Raw genomic sequence first — 17,612 nt, forward strand, 5'->3', positions numbered from 1 at the left:
TGACTTGTCAAAACATGTGTGTTAATATCGTAACGAACAGAAAAGCTGCACAAAAGGGCCCGATATGCAGCCTTCAAAAAGGTGAGAGTATAACAAAAAGCCGTAAGGAGGCTATTATTAACGATGAGAAAGACAGTAACAAGAGCAATGGCATTAGCCCTTGCAGCAATGTTGGTATTGAGCGGATGTGGCGGAACATCAAATGGTGGTTCTAGCACAGAAGGCGAAAGTGGTGACCAAGAAAGTGCTAAAAATGAGATCAAAGATCTCGTAATTCCGAGACAGGCAAGCCGTGAGCTGGAAACTTTCAACGTTCTGTACGCACAGAGACAGGAAGACAACGAAAACTTGACCAGCCTTGTAGATGGTTTGCTGGAAGTTGACCAGAAAGGTCAGTTGGTTCCATGTATCGCAGAAGAATGGGGTACAGAGGATAACGGTTTGACTTGGACTTTCAAACTTCGCGAAGGTGTAAAATGGGTTGATGTAAATGCTCAGGAGAAAGCAGATTGTACTGCTCAGGACTTTGCAACTGGTCTGGAATGGGTACTTAACTTCCATAAGAACGACTCTTCCAACATTTCTATGCCGGTTGAAATGATCGAAGGTGCACAGGAATACTATGATTACACCAAGACTTTGAGCGCAGAAGAAGCAAAAGCTCTGACAGCAGGTGAAGGTTCCAAATTCCGTGAAATGGTTGGTCTGGAAACACCGGATGATTATACTGTTGTTTATCACTGCCTTGCTGAAAAACCATATTTTGATTCTTTGGCAGCATATGTTGCATTGTACCCACTGTCTCAGGCAATGGTTGATGAACTGGGCGGTCCTGATGGTGTTAAATCCATGAACAATGAAAACATGTGGTACAATGGTGCTTACACTATGACTTCTTACCTGCAGGGTAATGAAAAGGTATTCACCAAAAATCCAATGTACTGGGATACAGAGTGTGAACGCTTTGATACTGTTACTGTAAAGATGGTAGAATCCAACGACGTTGCATATCAGCTGTATGAGAGTGGAGAACTTGATTATGTTCAGCTGGGTGAAGCACAGGTAACTACCATTGCAAAAGATCCTAACCACAAATTCTATAATTACCTGGTTCCAGATATCCCATCCAAATATTCTTATCAGTTCCATTTCAACTACAATAAGAAGACAGAAGATGGAGAAACAGATACCAACTGGAACACCGCTATCGCAAACGAAGCATTCCGTAAAGCTTGGTATTACGGACTGGATCTGAGCGATTACTTCAAGAGATCCAATGCGATCAACCCAATGGTTTGTGAAAACAACTTCTACACCATGAAGGGTCTGGTTTATACCTCTGACGGTACAGAATATACCGAACTGGTAAGACAGGAACTTGGTCTTGCAGAATCTAACGGCGAAACACCTGTTCGAGTAGATGCTACAAAAGCAGAAGAGTATAAGAAACAGGCAATGGAAGAACTGACTGCTCTGGGCGTTACCTTCCCGGTTGAGGCTGATTACTATATCATGGCATCCAGCCAGACAGCTTTGGACAGCGCAAACGTACTGGCACAGTGCATTTCCGATGGTTTGGGCGATGATTTTGTTAAACTCAACATCAAGACCTACATTAAGAGTGTAAACCAGGAAGTTGTAAATCCACACCTGCATTCCTTCGTACTGAACGGTTGGGGCGCTGACTATGGTGACCCACAGAACTACCTCGGTCAGGAAATGTATGGACCAGAAAATGCTTATTATTCTGCACATTACTCCTACATCAATGAAGTAACAGAGGAAACTCCAGAAAACAAAGCTCTGCTGGATACCTACAAAGAATATACCAAGATGGTAGAAGAAGCAGATAAGATCACCGATAACCTGGATGAACGTTACAAAGCATACGCAAAAGCAGAAGCATATCTGCTGGATCATGTTCTGGTTCTGCCATGTAACTATGGTATTGGCTGGGCACTGAGCAAAGTTGATAATGACAGCAAGATGCGTGCAATGTTCGGTATTCAGGATGACAAGATGAAGAATTGGGAAACCAATATGGACGGCTATACTTCCGAAAGTAAAGGTGTAGCAGAACAGGTTAAAGCATATACAGAAGCAAACGCTTAACATAAAAAAACAGGATCATTCATTGATCCTGTTTTTTTATGTCATTCTTATAGTTTTTTTGGAATATTGTATATATTACATATAATTTTTTAATGTGATATCATAAATATAGTAAATAATGTTGACAATGTGAAAAATATGTGTTAATATAGAAAAAACATAATTGCTGCATTGAGAAAGGGCCTCATGAAGATGCAGCATTTGTTTTTTTTAGTAGCAAGGATGAGACCCTGGACTGGTACAATCTGATCGTACCAACAAAAAAAGCACCGTAGAGGGAGGCTTAATTTATGAAGAAGACGATATCAAGAGGTTTGGCATTGCTTTTAGCGAGCATGCTCGTGTTGAGTGGTTGTGGATCGACCGGTACAACAAATGAAACAAGCAATGAGCCAAACAGTGAAGGAGAGACTACAGGACAGGAACAGGCAGAATCCACAGAAACTGCTTCGTCCGAAAATGAAATCAAAGACCTCGTAATTTCTCAGCTGGGCGTAAACGAAATGGAAACTTTCAATATCCTTTTCGCAAACAACCAGAAGGAACACGATGTTCTGTGTAATGTATGGGAAGGCCTTCTCGAAACTGATACACATGGTAAATTAGCTCCATGTATTGCAACAGAATGGGGTACAGAAGACGGAGGTCTGAACTGGACCTTCAAACTTCGTGAAGATTCCAAATGGGTTGATATGAACGGTCAGGAAAAAGCCGCTTGCAATGCACAGGACTTTGCAACCGGTCTGGAATGGGTACTCAACTTCCATAAGAATGATTCTTCCAATACTTCCATGCCGATTGAGATGATCAAAGGTGCAGAAGAATATTATGAATACACAAAAACTTTGACTCCTGAAGAAGCAAAAGCTCTGACAGCAGGAGAAGGTTCTAAGTTCCGTGAGATGGTTGGACTGGAAACACCAGATGATTACACAGTTATCTATCATTGTACCGATCCAAAACCATATTTTGACTCGGTAGCAGCTTATGTATGTCTGTTCCCACTGTCTCAGGCAATGGTTGATGAACTGGGCGGCGTTGATGCAGTCCGCGCAATGGACAACACTACAATGTGGTATAATGGTCCATACACCATGACTACATACGTTCAGAACAACGAAAAAGTTCTGACTAAAAACCCAACTTACTGGGATACCGAATGTAAACTGTTTGACACTGTTACCACAAAGATGGTAGAATCTAACGACGTAGCATTCCAGCTGTATCAGAATGGCGAAATCGACGAAGTTAGCTTGAGCGAAAGCAATATCAGCACAATCCGTAACAATGAAAATGATCCATTCTACAACTATATGGTAGAAAAGATGCCAACCAAATATTCTTGGCAGATTCATTTCAATTTTGATAAGATGAATGAAGATGGCACACCAGACACCAACTGGAATCTTGCTGTAGCAAACGAAGCATTCCGTCTGTCTTGGTACTATGGTTTGGATCTGAGACCACAGTGGAAGAGAACCAATGCAATCAATCCAATGAGCTGTGAAAACAATGCTTATACCATGAAAGGTCTCTGCTATACCTCCGATGGTACTGACTATACAGAACTGGTTCGTCAGGAACTTGGTCTGCCAGAAAACAACGGTGAAACCCCAGTAAGACTGGATAAAGAAAAAGCAGAACAGTATAAGAAACAGGCTATGGAAGAACTGACCGCTTTGGGCGTTACTTTCCCTGTTGAAATCGACTACTATATTCAGGGCAGCAACCAGAATATGCTGGATAGCGCAAACGTTCTGAAACAGACTTTCTCCGATAGCTTGGGCGATGATTTTGTTAAACTGAACATTCTGACCTATGTACAGAGCTCTACTCAGGAAGTTTACAATGCTAAGAAACATTCCATGGTAGTCAATGGTTGGGGTGCTGACTACGGTGACCCACAGAACTACATGATTCAGGAAGTTATGGGCAACGATAACGCATTCTATGCAAAACAATATTCTTACATTGATGATGTAGTAGAAACTGAAGCTACCAAGAACCTGCTGGATACTTACGCTGAATTTACCAGAATGGTAGAAGAAGCAGGTACAATCAATGATGATCTGGATGCAAGATATCAGGCATTTGCAAAAGCAGAAGCTTATATGATTCAGCATGCACTGTGCTTCCCACACTACTATGATGTAGGCTGGTGTCTGACAAAAGTTAACCCATACAGCAAGATGAACTCTATGTTCGGTTCTGTAAATGGTAAGATGAAGAACTGGGAAACCAATTCTGAAGGCTACACAACAGAAGAGATGGAAGCAATCGCAGAAGCTTACCACGCTGCATAATTTTACATTTTAAGGAAAGAGAAGCATTTAGATGCTTCTCTTTCTTTTTGCAATTTATGCACATATATTACATAAATATTTAACAATATTTATAAAAATCAGGAATAATTATTGACGAATGAAAGCACATGTGGTAACCTTATACCAACGGCAAATTGTACGCCCCACAAAGATAGTTGTCGTTTAAAAATCAGGGGCAAGAGGAGGAAAACTCTATGAAAAAGATGGTATCTAGGTTGTTAGCTTTAGCGTTAATGGGATCGCTGGTACTGAGCGGTTGTGGAAGCGCTGATGTGGGAACAAGCAACAACGCGACAGATACAAACTCAGAAAAAGCTGAGTCGGAAACAGGTACAGAGACAGAAACGGGAGAAGAAAGTTCTGCAAACGAAATTAAAGATCTGGTTATTCCAAGACTGTCGACCAGAGAGCTGCAGACCTTTAACGTTCTTTACAGCCAGATGGCTTCTGACTTTGAAAATCTTTGTAACCTGGTAGACCCATTGTTGGAGCTGGATCCACATGGTGAACTTGCTCCATGTATTGCAGAAGAATGGGGAACAGAAGACGGCGGTAAAACATGGACATTTAATCTTCGTGACAACTCAAAATGGGTAGATGTTAACGGCGAAGAGAAAGCAAATGTTACTGCTTGGGATTTTGCAACCGGTCTGGAATGGGTACTGAACTTCCATAAAAACGACTCTGCAAACACTTCCATGCCAATCGAAATGATTGAAGGCGCATCCGAATACTACGAATATACCAAGACATTATCCAAAGAAGAAGCTTATGCATTAACAGCAGGCGAAGGCTCCAAATTCATGGAAATGGTTGGTGTAGAAATTCCTGACGATTATACCCTGATTTATCATTGTATCGAACCAAAACCATACTTTGATACTGTTGCAACCTATGCATGTCTATATCCAATGTCTCAGGCAATGGTTGATGAACTGGGTGTAGATGGTGTTAGAGGAATGAACAACGAAAATATGTGGTACAATGGCTGCTATACCATGACTACATATGTTCAGAACAATGAAAAGATCTTCACCAAGAACCCAACTTACTGGGATGAAGATGCACAGTTGTTTGATACCGTTACCGTTAAGATGGTAGAATCCAACGACGTAGCATTCCAGCTGTATCAGTCTGGTGAATTGGATTATGTAGACCTGACAGAAAGTAACCTGAAGACTATCAGCGGTGATGAAAATAATCCATATTACGATCAGCTGGTTGAAAGACCTGCTGATAAGTATTCCTATCAGATCCACTTTAACTTTGATAAGAGAAAAGAAGATGGTTCTGTAGATACCAACTGGAACACCGCAATTGCTAACGAAGCATTCCGTCTGTCTTGGTACTATGGTCTGGATCTCAGTGAATACTACAAGAGATTTAACACCATCAATCCAATGAGCTGTGAAAACAACTACTTCACCATGAAGGGTCTTGTTTACACTTCTGATGGTACCGATTATACCGAACTGGTTCATCAGGAACTGGGTCTGCCAGAACTGAATGGTGAAAAACAGGTTAGACTGGATGCTGAAAAGGCAGAACAGTACAAACAGCAGGCAATTGAGGAACTGACTGCTCTGGGCGTAACCTTCCCAGTTGAAGTTGATTACTACATTGCAGCAAGCAACCAGACTTCTCTGGACAGCGCAACTGTATTTGGTCAGGCATTATCCAACAGCCTGGGTGATGACTACGTTAAACTGAATATTAAAACATATGTTTCCAGTGAACGTACCGAAGTATTCGATCCAAAACTCCACTCTATCACAATCCGTGGTTGGGGCGCTGACTATGGTGACCCACAGAACTACCTCGGTCAGGAAATGTACGGATATGACAATGCATTCTATGTACAGGACTACAACTATGTTAAGGATGTAGAAGAAACAGAAGCAACAAAAGATCTGTTGGATACCTATAAAGAATTTACCAAGATGGTAGAAGAAGCAAACAAGATTTATGATGATCTGGATGCACGTTATGCAGCATATGCAAAAGCAGAAGCTTACATGATCCAGCATGGTCTCGTAATTCCTGCTTACTACAATGTTCCATGGTGTCTGACAAAGATTAACGTTTACAGCAAGATGAACGCAATGTTTGGTGCTCAGAACGAAAAGATGAAGAATTGGGAAACCAATTCTAATGGTTATACAACCGAAGAAATGAAAGCAATCGTTGAGGAGTATAACAAGTAGAAACAATTAAAAATAATCAAAAAAAGGGACGTTTTATACGTCCCTTTTTTGATTATACAGAAAGTATTTTATGCAGGAAAATGAAAATTTAAAAGCTCACTTTAGCAATTGAAATTGTTAAAACAAACAAAGAAATATTATATTTTTGTATCAAGAGTGAGAAAGATTGTTAAAAAGGTAACCTATTTTAAGCATTGAACAAGTTTTGCAAAATAAAATATACAATACGTACAAATAAAATGGAAAAGGTAGATGCGAAAAAGCTAGAATGTTGACAATGGAAAAATGATATGCTATATTGTATCACGTTGACTCGGTACAGGTAACAAAATGACCAAATTCTGTGCCGATATATTATTTTAAACAAGTAAAGTGGACAAGATAACTGCTTTTGGACACTTTACACGATTGCTTAAGGAGGCAAATTATGAAGAAGACAGTATCCAAACTGCTGGCTTTGGCTATGGCAGCATCTCTTGTACTGAGTGGATGCGGTGGATCTGGTAGTTCCAACGGCACAACCGAGAACGGTGATGCAACCAGCGCAAGCAGCGAGAATGAAGTTAAAGATTTAATCATTCCAAGAGTTGCTTCCAGAGAATTGGAAACTTTTAACATCCTCTACAGCCAGAGACTGGAAGACACTGAAAACCTGACAAACCTGGTTGACGGTCTGCTGGAATCTGACACAAAAGGTGAGCTCGTCCCATGTATCGCAGAAGAATGGGGTACAGAAGACGGCGGTCTGACCTGGACCTTCAAACTCCGTGAAGGTGTAAAATGGGTTGACATGAACGGTCAGGAAAAAGCAGATTGTAATGCACAGGACTTCGCAACTGGTCTGGAGTGGGTTCTGAACTTCTACAAAAATGACTCTTCCAATACAACCATGCCAATCGAAATGATCAAAGGCGCATCCGAATATTATGAATACACCAAGACTCTGTCTGAAGAAGAAGCAAAAGCTCTGACAGCAGGCGAAGGTTCTAAATTCCGTGAAATGGTTGGTCTGGAAACTCCAGATGATTACACTGTAGTTTATCACTGTGTAACCGAAAAACCATACTTCGATTCTCTGGCTTCCTATGTTTGTCTGTACCCAATGTCTCAGGCAATGGTAGATGAGCTGGGCGGTCCTGACGCTGTTCGTTCCATGAACAACGAAAATATGTGGTACAATGGTTGCTACACCATGACCTCTTACATCCAGGGTAACGAAAAGATCTTCACCAAAAACCCAATGTACTGGGATACTGAAGCAAAACTGTTCGATACCGTTACTGTTAAGATGGTAGAGTCCAACGACGTTGCATACCAGCTGTATGAAACTGGCGACGTTGACTACGTTCAGCTTGGTGAAGCTCAGCTGAATACAATTGCAAAAGACCCTAACAACAAATTCCATGATTATCTGGTTCCAGACGTTCCATCCAAATACTCTTATCAGTACATCTTCAACTACAACAAGATGAAAGAAGATGGCACACCAGATACAAACTGGAACACTGCAGTTGCAAACGAAGCATTCCGTCTGTCCTGGTACTATGGTCTGGACTTCACAAACTACTGGAAACGTGTAAACGCAATCGACCCAATGAGCTGTGAAAACAACTTCTACACCATGAAAGGTCTGGTTTATACCTCTGATGGTACAGACTACACCGATCTGGTAAGAGCAGAACTGGGTCTGGGAGAAGAAAATGGCCAGACACCTGTAAGACTGGATGCTGAAAAAGCAGAACAGTACAAACAGCAGGCAATTGAAGAGCTGACCGCTCAGGGCGTTACCTTCCCAGTTGAAGTTGACTACTACATCCAGGCATCCAGCCAGACCGCTCTGGACAGCGCAAACGTTGTTGCACAGATGTTCTCTGACTGCCTCGGCGATGACTATGTAAAACTCAACATCAAGACATACATTCAGAGTGTTCGTAACGAAGTAATTATCCCACACCTGCATTCTATCACCAACAACGGTTGGGGTGCTGACTACGCTGACCCACAGAACTACCTCGGTCAGATGACTTACGGCGAAGACAATGCTTACTATTCTGATCAGTATTCTTACATCAACGAAGTAGAAGAAACAGAAGCAACAAAAGCTCTGCTCGATACTTACAAAGAATTCACCAAGATGGTAGATGAAGCAAACGCTATCACTGATGATCTGGATGCACGTTATGCAGCATATGCAAAAGCAGAAGCATATATGCTCCAGCATGCAATCGTAATTCCATGTAACTACCAGATCGGTTGGAGTCTGAGCAAAGTTGACAACGATACAAAGATGAATGCTATGTATGGTTCTGTTAACGACAAGATGAAAAACTGGGCAAGCAACGCAGACGGTTACACCTCTGAAGAAAAAGGTGTAGCAGAACAGGTTGCTGCAATGGTTCAGGAATAATAATTATTAATAAAAAATCAGGATCTTTCAAAGATCCTGATTTTTTTATATCAACAATTCTAATGATTTCTATAGCATGATTTCGCACAAATATGATAAAAAAGTATAAAATTTTTCATTTTACACAATTAAGACAATAGATCTATATTTGTTAAAAAATTTTCAATTTGATGTTAACAATAATTTATAACAAAAATATACAAAAGGCACAAATCTATTTTTTAACAAACATAATTTTATTGACATAAAAAAAATGATGTGCTATATTGTATCACGTTGACTCGACACAGGTGACGGAACGTCAGATCCTGTGCTGGGATATTATTTTGAACAAGTAAAGTGTGGACAAGCAATTTTACTTTAAGCGCTTTACACAATTGTCTAAGGAGGCAAATTATGAAGAAGACAGTATCCAAACTGCTGGCTTTGGCTATGGCAGCATCTCTCGTACTGAGCGGATGTGGCGGTTCTGGTAACTCCGGTAACTCCGAAGAAACAACAGGTGCATCCGGAAGCGAAGAAAGCACCAGCGCAAGCAGCGAAAACGAAATTAAAGACTTAGTTATTCCAAGACTGGCTTCCAGAGAATTGGAAACTTTTAACATCCTCTACACACAGAGAGCAGAAGATGGCGAAAATCTGACCAGCTTGGTTGATGGTCTGCTGGAATCTAACCCAAAAGGTGAGCTCGTTCCATGTATCGCAGAAGAATGGGGTACAGAAGACGGCGGTTTGACCTGGACCTTCAAACTCCGTGAAGGTGTAAAATGGGTTGACGTAAATGGTCAGGAGAAAGCTGATTGTGTTGCTCAGGACTTTGCAACTGGTCTGGAGTGGGTTCTGAACTTCTACAAAAATGACTCTTCTAACACTGCAATGCCAATCGAAATGATCAAAGGCGCAAAAGAATATTACGAATACACCAAGACCCTGTCTGAAGAAGAAGCAAAAGCTCTGACAGCAGGCGAAGGTTCTAAATTCCGTGAAATGGTTGGTCTGGAAACTCCAGATGATTACACTGTAATCTACCACTGCATCACTGAAAAACCATACTTTGATTCCCTGGCTTCTTACGTTGCTCTGTACCCAATGGCTCAGGGCATGGTAGATGAACTGGGCGGCGCTGATGCTGTTCGTTCCATGAACAACGAAACCATGTGGTACAATGGTTGCTACACCATGACCTCTTACATTCAGGGTAACGAAAAGATCTTCACCAAAAACCCAATGTACTGGGATACCGAAGCAAAACTGTTCGATACCGTTACTGTTAAGATGGTAGAATCCAACGACGTTGCATTCCAGCTCTATCAGACCGGCGACGTTGACTACGTACAGCTTGGTGAAGCTCAGGTTAACACCATTGCAAAAGATGCTAACAACGAATTCCATGATTATCTGGTTCCAGACGTTCCATCCCACTTCTCTTACCAGATGCAGTTCAACTACAACAAGAACAAAGAAGATGGTACACCGGATACAAACTGGAACACTGCTATCGCAAACGAAGCATTCCGTCTGTCCTGGTACTATGGAATTGATTTCACAAACTACTGGAAACGTGTAAACGCAATCAACCCAATGAGCTGTGAAAACAACTTCTACACCATGAAAGGTCTGGTTTATACTTCTGATGGTACAGACTACACCGATCTGGTAAGAAAAGAAATGGGCATGACCGATGAAAACGGTACTACCCCAATCAGACTGGATGCTGAAAAAGCAGAACAGTACAAACAGCAGGCAATTGAAGAGCTGACCGCTCAGGGCGTTACCTTCCCAGTTGAAGCTGACTTCTATATTTCCGCTTCCAGCCAGACCGCTCTGGACAGCGCAAACGTACTTGCTCAGGTATTCTCTGACTGCCTCGGCGATGACTATGTAAAACTCAACATCAAGACATACATCCAGAGCAGCCGTAACGAAGTTTCCGTACCACATCTCCATTCCTTCATGATCAATGGTTGGGGTGCTGACTACGGTGACCCACAGAACTACCTCGGTCAGATGACCTACGGCGAAGACAACGCTTACTATTCTCAGGAATATAACTACATCAACGAAGTAGAAGAAACAGAAGCAACAAAAGCTCTGATTGACACCTACAAAGAATTTACCACTCTGGTAAATGAAGCAAATGCTATCACTGATGATCTGGATGCACGTTATGCAGCATATGCAAAAGCAGAAGCATATATGCTCCAGCATGCAATCGTACTGCCATGTTATTACCAGATCGGTTGGTGCCTCAGCCGTGTTGACAACGACACCAAGATGCAGCCAATGTTCGGTAGTGTTGGTGACAAGATGAAGAACTGGGGAAGCAACGCAGACGGTTATACCTCTGAAGAAAAAGGTGTAGCAGAACAGGTTGCTGCAATGGTTCAGGAATAATCACTGATTATCGATTGTAGAATACAGAAAAACAGGACCTTTTTAAAAGGTCCTGTTTTTTTATCCTGATGATAATTGCTTAGATTAAATATACATGAAGTGCTTATAAATATTTAGAACGCTGTAGTTATAAATACTCATAAAGATGAATAAAAAAAGGACGTCCATTGCTGTGGACGTCCTTTTTTAGAAGCAAAATTATTCTACTTCGATCAGATCGTATTCACGATTGCCCATGCCAAGTTTAACAGCATGTTCCAAACAGGTTTCCCAGTTGGTGTCTGGATGGGTATCGGTGAAGTGGTCATGATGACAATGTTCTTTTTCTGCAAGGACGCTGCCACTGATCACTGGCTGACGGTTTACTGCATCTGCACAAGCCTGATCCAAAGCAACAGGGTCGAAGGAAGCGAACATACCGATATCTGGTACGATCGGAATATCATTTTCAGCATGGCAGTCACAGTATGGGGAAACATCAATTACCAGGCTGATGTGGAAATTAGGTTTATCTTTGATGATTGCATAGGTGTATTCAGCAATCTTGCAGTTGAGGATATCATTTGCTTCGCTGGTTCCAGCTTTTACAGCATCTTCTGGACATGCACCAATGCAGCGGCCGCAGCCAACGCATTTGTTGTGATCAATAAATGCACGTTTCTTTGCATTTTTGCGCTCTGCACGGCTGCCTGGTTTGTTTTCTCCAGTATAATCAATAAAGCTGATTGCGTCATGCGCACAGTTCTTGCGACATTCTCCACAGGAGATACACAAAGCCTGATTTACATTTGGTTTACCGCTGCTGTGCATTTCCATTTTGCCAGCACGGGAACCGCATCCCATACCAAGGTTTTTGAAGGCACCGCCAAAACCGGTGGATTCATGTCCTTTAAAATGGTTTAAAGAGATGATAACATCTGCATCCATGACAGCACGGCCGATTTTTGCCTCTTTAACATATTCGCAGTTGATCGGAACAAGTGTTTCGTCAGTACCTTTCAGACCGTCTGCAATGATAACATGGCATCCAGTTGCAAAAGGATTGTATCCATTTTCATAAGCGGTATCCAGATGATCGAGTGCATTTTTTCTTCTGCCGACATACAGAGTGTTGCAGTCGGTGAGGAATGGACGTCCACCCAGTTCTTTTACCAGATCAACAACAACCTTTGCATAGTTTGGACGAAGATATGCAAGGTTTCCAGGTTCACCAAAGTGAATCTTGATTGCAGTATATTTGTTTTCAAAATCAATGTTGGCAATGCCTGCTTCTTTGATCAGATGATTTAATTTTTTCAGAAGGTTTGTGCCGGCATTGACCTTCATAGAAGTGAAATAAACTTTCGATTTCTCCATTTTAAATTCCTCCTTCATGGCTTTGTATCTTTTATCACCAAAGCTTATTTTTATTATAGCATAAATTTGTTTGGGGGAAAATGGGAGAAAAGTAAATTTTCTTTTCTTTGGGGATTGAAAAAAGATATCGATAAATATTGAGTATTTTGGAGAATATTTTTCTTGTTTTGATGAAAAGATGCGAAACTATTTAGAAATAATGCCGATGTTTTTTTGAGAAAAACAGGGATAAGGTGATGGGAAGAAAAAAACTGTTGTGCAAAGTGATAAAGCAGAGAAAGAGGGAAAAGTTGAAATAAAAAGAAACTGTGATATAATGAACTCGACATAAGCAGAGTAGGCATACAGGCGTTAAGTGTTCGGCAAACGGGGAGTTGTTGCCGGGACGAAAAACTCCATACAACGGGGTTTGCGGTCTGTTTGCCGCATCCCGCTGTTACATACAAGGAGCATTCCTCCAAGTTTGTACAGCCGTCACAACTTTATTTCAGGAGGTATGCAAAATGAACCTTGTACCCAAACAGGCAGAGAACTCCCTTTCTCTGTCAACAACCAAACAGGTAGGAAATTCTCTTTCTCTGCCAGAAAAATTCCGACAGTCCGCACAGGAGCTCAAGCAGGTACGGACTCTGACCGGCGTTGCCATGTTGCTTGCCATGAGCGTGGTAATCTCGTTTACCGCTTCTGTCCGCGTCACAGAGACCATTAAGATCGGACTGGGCTATTTGATTACCGCTTTGCTGGGAATGCTGTATGGCCCATTTACAGCAGCGCTTGCAGCCGGAGCAGGAGATTTGATTAAATATCTGTTAAAGCCAGACGGTGCATACTTTTTCGGTTTTACCCTGACAGCAATGCTGGGCGGTGTTGTGTATGGTGTATTTTTTTACAGAGAAAAATGTACCATCCCTCGTGCCATTGCTTCCAAAGCAACTGTCAGCCTTCTGCTCAACTGTCTGCTCAATACAGTATGGGTTTCTTGGCTGTATGGAATGCCATTCCTTGGCGCACTGGGACCGCGTGTTATTAAAAATTTGATGGCTCTGCCGTTTGAGATTGTTCTTCTTTATATTGTCCTTAATGGAATGAACAAAGTAATCCAGCGGGCAAAGCTTCACTGATCAATGGAATAGAAAAGATAAAAAGAAGCAGAAATATTTTTTCTGCTTCTTTTCTTTTGCAAGAGAATCCAATTTGGTGGTAATAATATCTGGAAAAGGGTGTTAGCTTTCTTTTATTTTCACTAAAAATCGCGCAAAAACTTGACAAGTAGACCAAAATGGAGTATTTTTGATTTGTTAAAAAGTATCAATTTTTTTCTGATAGATATGGAGTGAAAACATGCTCGAATTAAAAAATATTTCTCTGAGTGTAGAGGATGAATTTACAGGCAATGGACAAAAAGAAATTCTGCGAGATGTCAGCCTTACCATTGAGACCGGAAAGCTGGTTGTTGTTACCGGTCCAAACGGCGGCGGTAAATCCACAATGGCAAAGATGATCGCAGGCATTTTAAAACCAAATCAGGGACAGATTCTTCTGGATGGAGAAGATGTTACAGATCTGGACATCACACAAAGAGCGACCCGCGGAATCAGCTTTGCTTTCCAGCAGCCGGTTCGCTTTAAGGGAATTACAGTTCGTGACCTGATCAATCTGGCTTCCGGACGTGAGATCAGCGACTGCGAAGCATGCGGATATCTGAAGGAAGTTGGACTGTGTGCAAGAGATTATATCGACCGTGAGGTCAATGCAAGCCTTTCCGGTGGTGAGATCAAACGAATTGAAATCGCAACCGTTATGGCAAGAAAAACCAAACTGACCATCTTTGATGAGCCGGAAGCAGGAATCGACCTTTGGAGCTTTAACAACCTGATCGATGTGTTTAAAAATCTGCGCAAGGAGATCAATGGTTCTATGCTGATTATTTCGCATCAGGAAAGAATTCTGGATATTGCTGACGAGATTATCGTGATTGCAGATGGTAAAGTCATGGCAAGAGGCAAAAAGGAAGAGGTCCTTCCAGAATTGCTCAGAGAAGACTGCCAGTACTGTGTTGGCGGTAAAGGCAGACGCGTTGTGCAGTAAGGAGGGATTTTTCGATGAATGATATTACCAAAAAGCTGTTAAGCATGATTTCGGATATTTCCGGAGAGATCAAAGGTGCATTTAATATTCGCGAAGATGGAGGCTGTGCAGGAAGACAGTCAACCGAAAATGTAGACATTATTCCAAAGGTTGGACAGCCAGGTATCGATATTATTATCAAGCCAAACACCAAGGAAAAAATATACATTCCAGCATGTGTAACCAAGAGCAATGTGGATGATTTGGTATACAATGATTTTTATGTTGGTGAAAATTCGGATGTTGTGATCGTGGCAGGCTGCGGCGTTCATACCGATGGCGAAGAAGACTCCCAGCACAACGGAATCCATCGTTTCTTTATCTCCAAGAACGCAAAAGTCCGTTATGAAGAAAAACATGTTGGAATTGGAGAAGGAACTGGAAAACGAATCATCAATCCACAGACCTATATTGAAATGGCAGAAAACAGCTATATGGAGATGGACACTGTTCAGATCAAAGGTGTTGATTCCACAAAGCGTGACTCCAAAGCTGTTTTGCAGGCAAATGCAAAGCTTGTCATCAAAGAAAAAATCATGACCCATGGTGAGCAGTATGCAGAGACAAACTTTGCTGTGGATCTGGACGGAGAAGATTCCGGTGTGGATCTGATTTCCCGTTCGGTTGCAAGAGGAACTTCCAAGCAGATGTTCCGTTCGGTTATCAACGGCAATACCCGCTGTACCGGACATTCTGAGTGTGATGCTATTATTATGGACAAGGGCGTTGTCAGTGCAATCCCAGAACTGACTGCAAACGACATTGATGCAGCTCTTATTCACGAAGCAGCAATCGGAAAGATCGCTGGAGAACAGCTGATCAAGCTGATGACATTAGGACTTACCTCGGAAGAAGCAGAAGCGAAGATTGTGGAAGGCTTCTTAAAATAATCAGATCAATAAAAAAATGCTGTCCATTATGGACAGCATTTTTGTTTTACCTATCTTTTTCTGGTTGGTTTAGAAGTACGATTCTGCGAGGAAGAACTTCTCTGGGAAGAGGTCCTCTGCGGAGAATTAGGCGGAAGTTGTCTGCGGCGAGCCTGTGCGGCTTTTTTGCGTGCGATACGCTTTTTGTATTTGCGTTTGTTGTGGATACGCAAAATAAGTAGCAGTACAACAAGAACCAAGAAGATAATCAAAATGATTTTGATAACGTTAAAAATCTTGTTAAACAGCTCTTTCCTTGCAGCCTGTTTTTGTGCTTCTATCTCGCTGAAGGTGACCACCTTGACCTGAAGCTTTAACGCCGCCATGTTGGGTACCATGTACTGGGATGCATCCGCAGCCGTGGTAGGATTCATGGAGAAGGTGAGGGTGGATGGCATGTCCTCATCCTGGTAGTATCGTCCAGGAATATCCGAGGTCATGACAATATCATCTTTGGTATAGTTCTTGTGAATCAGAACAGTAAAATCAGAGTCAGTAGAGTAGGTAGCAGTACCAATCAGGGTAGAGCCTTCGCCGCGCTTGTCATAAACAGGGGTTTTGTAGTTTTCATGAGCAAGTTCCGCAGCAGTGTAGGTAACTGGGGTGAAATTGTTGTAGCAGTAATCAAACAGGTTGATCATATCTTTCTGAACGGCATAAGCGTTGCTGCCGGTACAGTTGAGTGCAACACAGATCAGACGCACGCCGTCTCGCTCTACTACCGAAACACCAGTGTGGTTGGATTCGGTTAAATATCCCAGTTTTACACCAATGGTTCCTTCATAGTAGTTCTCGTTGGAAGGTTCCATCATGCCTTCTTTAACACGCCCCCAGTTTCTTGGCTGCGGCTGCTTGTTGGTTGGCTCCATAGTATATTCAGTCTGGCTGAAATACTGCAGGAAATCCGGTGTAGTAAGAGCGTAGCGGGTAATGAGTGCCATGTCGTAGGCGGTGGTGTACTGGTTTTCATTGTACAATCCATGTGGATTGACAAAATTGGAATTGACACAGCCCAGTTCCTTTGCCTTTTCGTTCATCATCTCAACAAAGCCGCCAGTGTAGCTGGTAGAACCATCTTCCAGAGTGACCGAACGATTAGCAAGTTTTGCAGCACAGTCAGCCAGAGCATTTGCGGTATCGTTTGCAGATTGAATCATGGTGCCGTACAGCAGGTCACGAACCTTTACAACCTCATCCTGTGTAATCGCAACATAGGTTCCATCACTGAATTTGTATTCGTTTGGATAGGTAGGGAATACGTCTTCGGTGGTGACAGTATAATCAGACTCCGGATCGACATAGTTTAATGCGATTGCGGTGGTCAGAATTTTTGTGATGCTGGCAGGGTACTGTTTTTTGTCAGGGTTTTTGGAAATCAAAACCTGACCGGTTTCTGCGTTCATGACGATGTAAGAATCGGAGTTGATAGCAGGAAGCGCGGTGGCAGTGTTTTCTGCTGTTTTGTTAGCATCCGTTTCCGTTGTAGAGGTGGTACCGCTTGTGGTTCCCTCTGTTTGTGTCGTGTCCGAAGTGCTTTCGGTCTGCTGTGTTTGTGTCGTTTCAGATGAGGATTGTGTTGTTCCAGTTTGTGCAAAAACAGGGACAGCTAACTGACAGGCAACGACAAGTCCCATCAGAATGGAAATTATCTTTTTCAAGAGAGAAACCTCCTAAGCAATTTTCATTTTGAAATCAAGATAAAATCTTATCACATCATATCTTAACATATTTTCGGGAAAAATAGAAGGACTTGCCGAGA

At 42.0% G+C, this 17,612-nt stretch carries 10 protein-coding genes and 1 riboswitch; of the genes, 8 read left to right on the plus strand and 2 right to left on the minus strand.

The genetic code is table 11. The annotated features are described in order from the left end of the window. Positions 1-123: 123 nt before the first annotated feature. The 5 genes from BQ5375_RS08115 to BQ5375_RS08135 all read left to right on the plus strand — a co-directional run bounded on the left by BQ5375_RS08115 (position 124) and on the right by BQ5375_RS08135 (position 11,441). Complete coding sequence (locus tag BQ5375_RS08115; protein WP_022133423.1) at positions 124-2,112, plus strand: ABC transporter substrate-binding protein; 1,989 nt, start codon at positions 124-126, stop codon at positions 2,110-2,112. Positions 2,113-2,402: 290 nt separating this feature from the next. Further along, entirely contained in the window at positions 2,403-4,415 is a 2,013-nt protein-coding gene (locus BQ5375_RS08120; RefSeq protein WP_022133422.1) for a peptide ABC transporter substrate-binding protein, read from the plus strand. Between the two features lie 215 nt (positions 4,416-4,630). Next, positions 4,631-6,640 (plus strand): peptide ABC transporter substrate-binding protein, encoded by a 2,010-nt coding sequence (locus BQ5375_RS08125; RefSeq protein ID WP_022133421.1) that lies wholly within the window; start codon positions 4,631-4,633, stop codon positions 6,638-6,640. Between the two features lie 427 nt (positions 6,641-7,067). Beyond that, the gene (locus BQ5375_RS08130; RefSeq protein ID WP_076917692.1) at positions 7,068-9,047 is read left to right on the plus strand and encodes an ABC transporter substrate-binding protein; all 1,980 of its coding nucleotides are present in this window, start codon (positions 7,068-7,070) and stop codon (positions 9,045-9,047) included. A gap of 396 nt (positions 9,048-9,443) precedes the next feature. After that, positions 9,444-11,441, plus strand: coding sequence for an ABC transporter substrate-binding protein (locus tag BQ5375_RS08135; RefSeq protein ID WP_076917693.1), 1,998 nt, complete (start codon positions 9,444-9,446; stop codon positions 11,439-11,441). Positions 11,442-11,639: 198 nt separating this feature from the next. Here the strand turns inward: BQ5375_RS08135 and BQ5375_RS08140 are convergent, their stop codons facing one another. Beyond that, positions 11,640-12,797, minus strand: coding sequence for a DUF362 domain-containing protein (locus BQ5375_RS08140; protein WP_022132981.1), 1,158 nt, complete (start codon positions 12,795-12,797; stop codon positions 11,640-11,642). 330 nt (positions 12,798-13,127) lie between these two features. Next, a riboswitch (THF riboswitch) is annotated at positions 13,128-13,235 on the plus strand. A 65-nt stretch (positions 13,236-13,300) separates the two neighbouring features. On the opposite strand from BQ5375_RS08140, the gene BQ5375_RS08145 reads away from it, so the two are divergent. From BQ5375_RS08145 to BQ5375_RS08155, 3 genes are all read left to right on the plus strand, one after another. Then, positions 13,301-13,918: a folate family ECF transporter S component gene (locus BQ5375_RS08145; RefSeq protein ID WP_022132980.1), complete on the plus strand. Its 618-nt coding sequence runs from the start codon at positions 13,301-13,303 to the stop codon at positions 13,916-13,918. 220 nt (positions 13,919-14,138) lie between these two features. After that, the gene (locus tag BQ5375_RS08150; protein ID WP_022132979.1) at positions 14,139-14,885 is read left to right on the plus strand and encodes an ABC transporter ATP-binding protein; all 747 of its coding nucleotides are present in this window, start codon (positions 14,139-14,141) and stop codon (positions 14,883-14,885) included. Between the two features lie 14 nt (positions 14,886-14,899). Further along, on the plus strand, positions 14,900-15,814 hold the full coding sequence (locus tag BQ5375_RS08155) for a SufB/SufD family protein (RefSeq protein ID WP_022132978.1): 915 nt from the start codon (positions 14,900-14,902) through the stop codon (positions 15,812-15,814). Between the two features lie 50 nt (positions 15,815-15,864). Here the strand turns inward: BQ5375_RS08155 and BQ5375_RS08160 are convergent, their stop codons facing one another. Further along, on the minus strand, positions 15,865-17,511 hold the full coding sequence (locus tag BQ5375_RS08160) for a D-alanyl-D-alanine carboxypeptidase family protein (protein WP_076917694.1): 1,647 nt from the start codon (positions 17,509-17,511) through the stop codon (positions 15,865-15,867). Between the last annotated feature and the right edge of the window lie 101 nt (positions 17,512-17,612).

This window comes from Negativibacillus massiliensis (assembly GCF_900148495.1).
Classification (GTDB): Bacteria; Bacillota; Clostridia; order Oscillospirales; family Ruminococcaceae; genus Negativibacillus; species Negativibacillus massiliensis.

Coding starts and splice junctions, on each gene's coding strand:
- BQ5375_RS08115 (WP_022133423.1), top strand. CDS start 124: ATGAGAAAGACAGTAACAAGAGCAATGGCATTAGCCCTTGCAGCAATG.
- BQ5375_RS08120 (WP_022133422.1), top strand. CDS start 2,403: ATGAAGAAGACGATATCAAGAGGTTTGGCATTGCTTTTAGCGAGCATG.
- BQ5375_RS08125 (WP_022133421.1), top strand. CDS start 4,631: ATGAAAAAGATGGTATCTAGGTTGTTAGCTTTAGCGTTAATGGGATCG.
- BQ5375_RS08130 (WP_076917692.1), top strand. CDS start 7,068: ATGAAGAAGACAGTATCCAAACTGCTGGCTTTGGCTATGGCAGCATCT.
- BQ5375_RS08135 (WP_076917693.1), top strand. CDS start 9,444: ATGAAGAAGACAGTATCCAAACTGCTGGCTTTGGCTATGGCAGCATCT.
- BQ5375_RS08140 (WP_022132981.1), bottom strand. CDS start 12,797: ATGGAGAAATCGAAAGTTTATTTCACTTCTATGAAGGTCAATGCCGGC.
- BQ5375_RS08145 (WP_022132980.1), top strand. CDS start 13,301: ATGAACCTTGTACCCAAACAGGCAGAGAACTCCCTTTCTCTGTCAACA.
- BQ5375_RS08150 (WP_022132979.1), top strand. CDS start 14,139: ATGCTCGAATTAAAAAATATTTCTCTGAGTGTAGAGGATGAATTTACA.
- BQ5375_RS08155 (WP_022132978.1), top strand. CDS start 14,900: ATGAATGATATTACCAAAAAGCTGTTAAGCATGATTTCGGATATTTCC.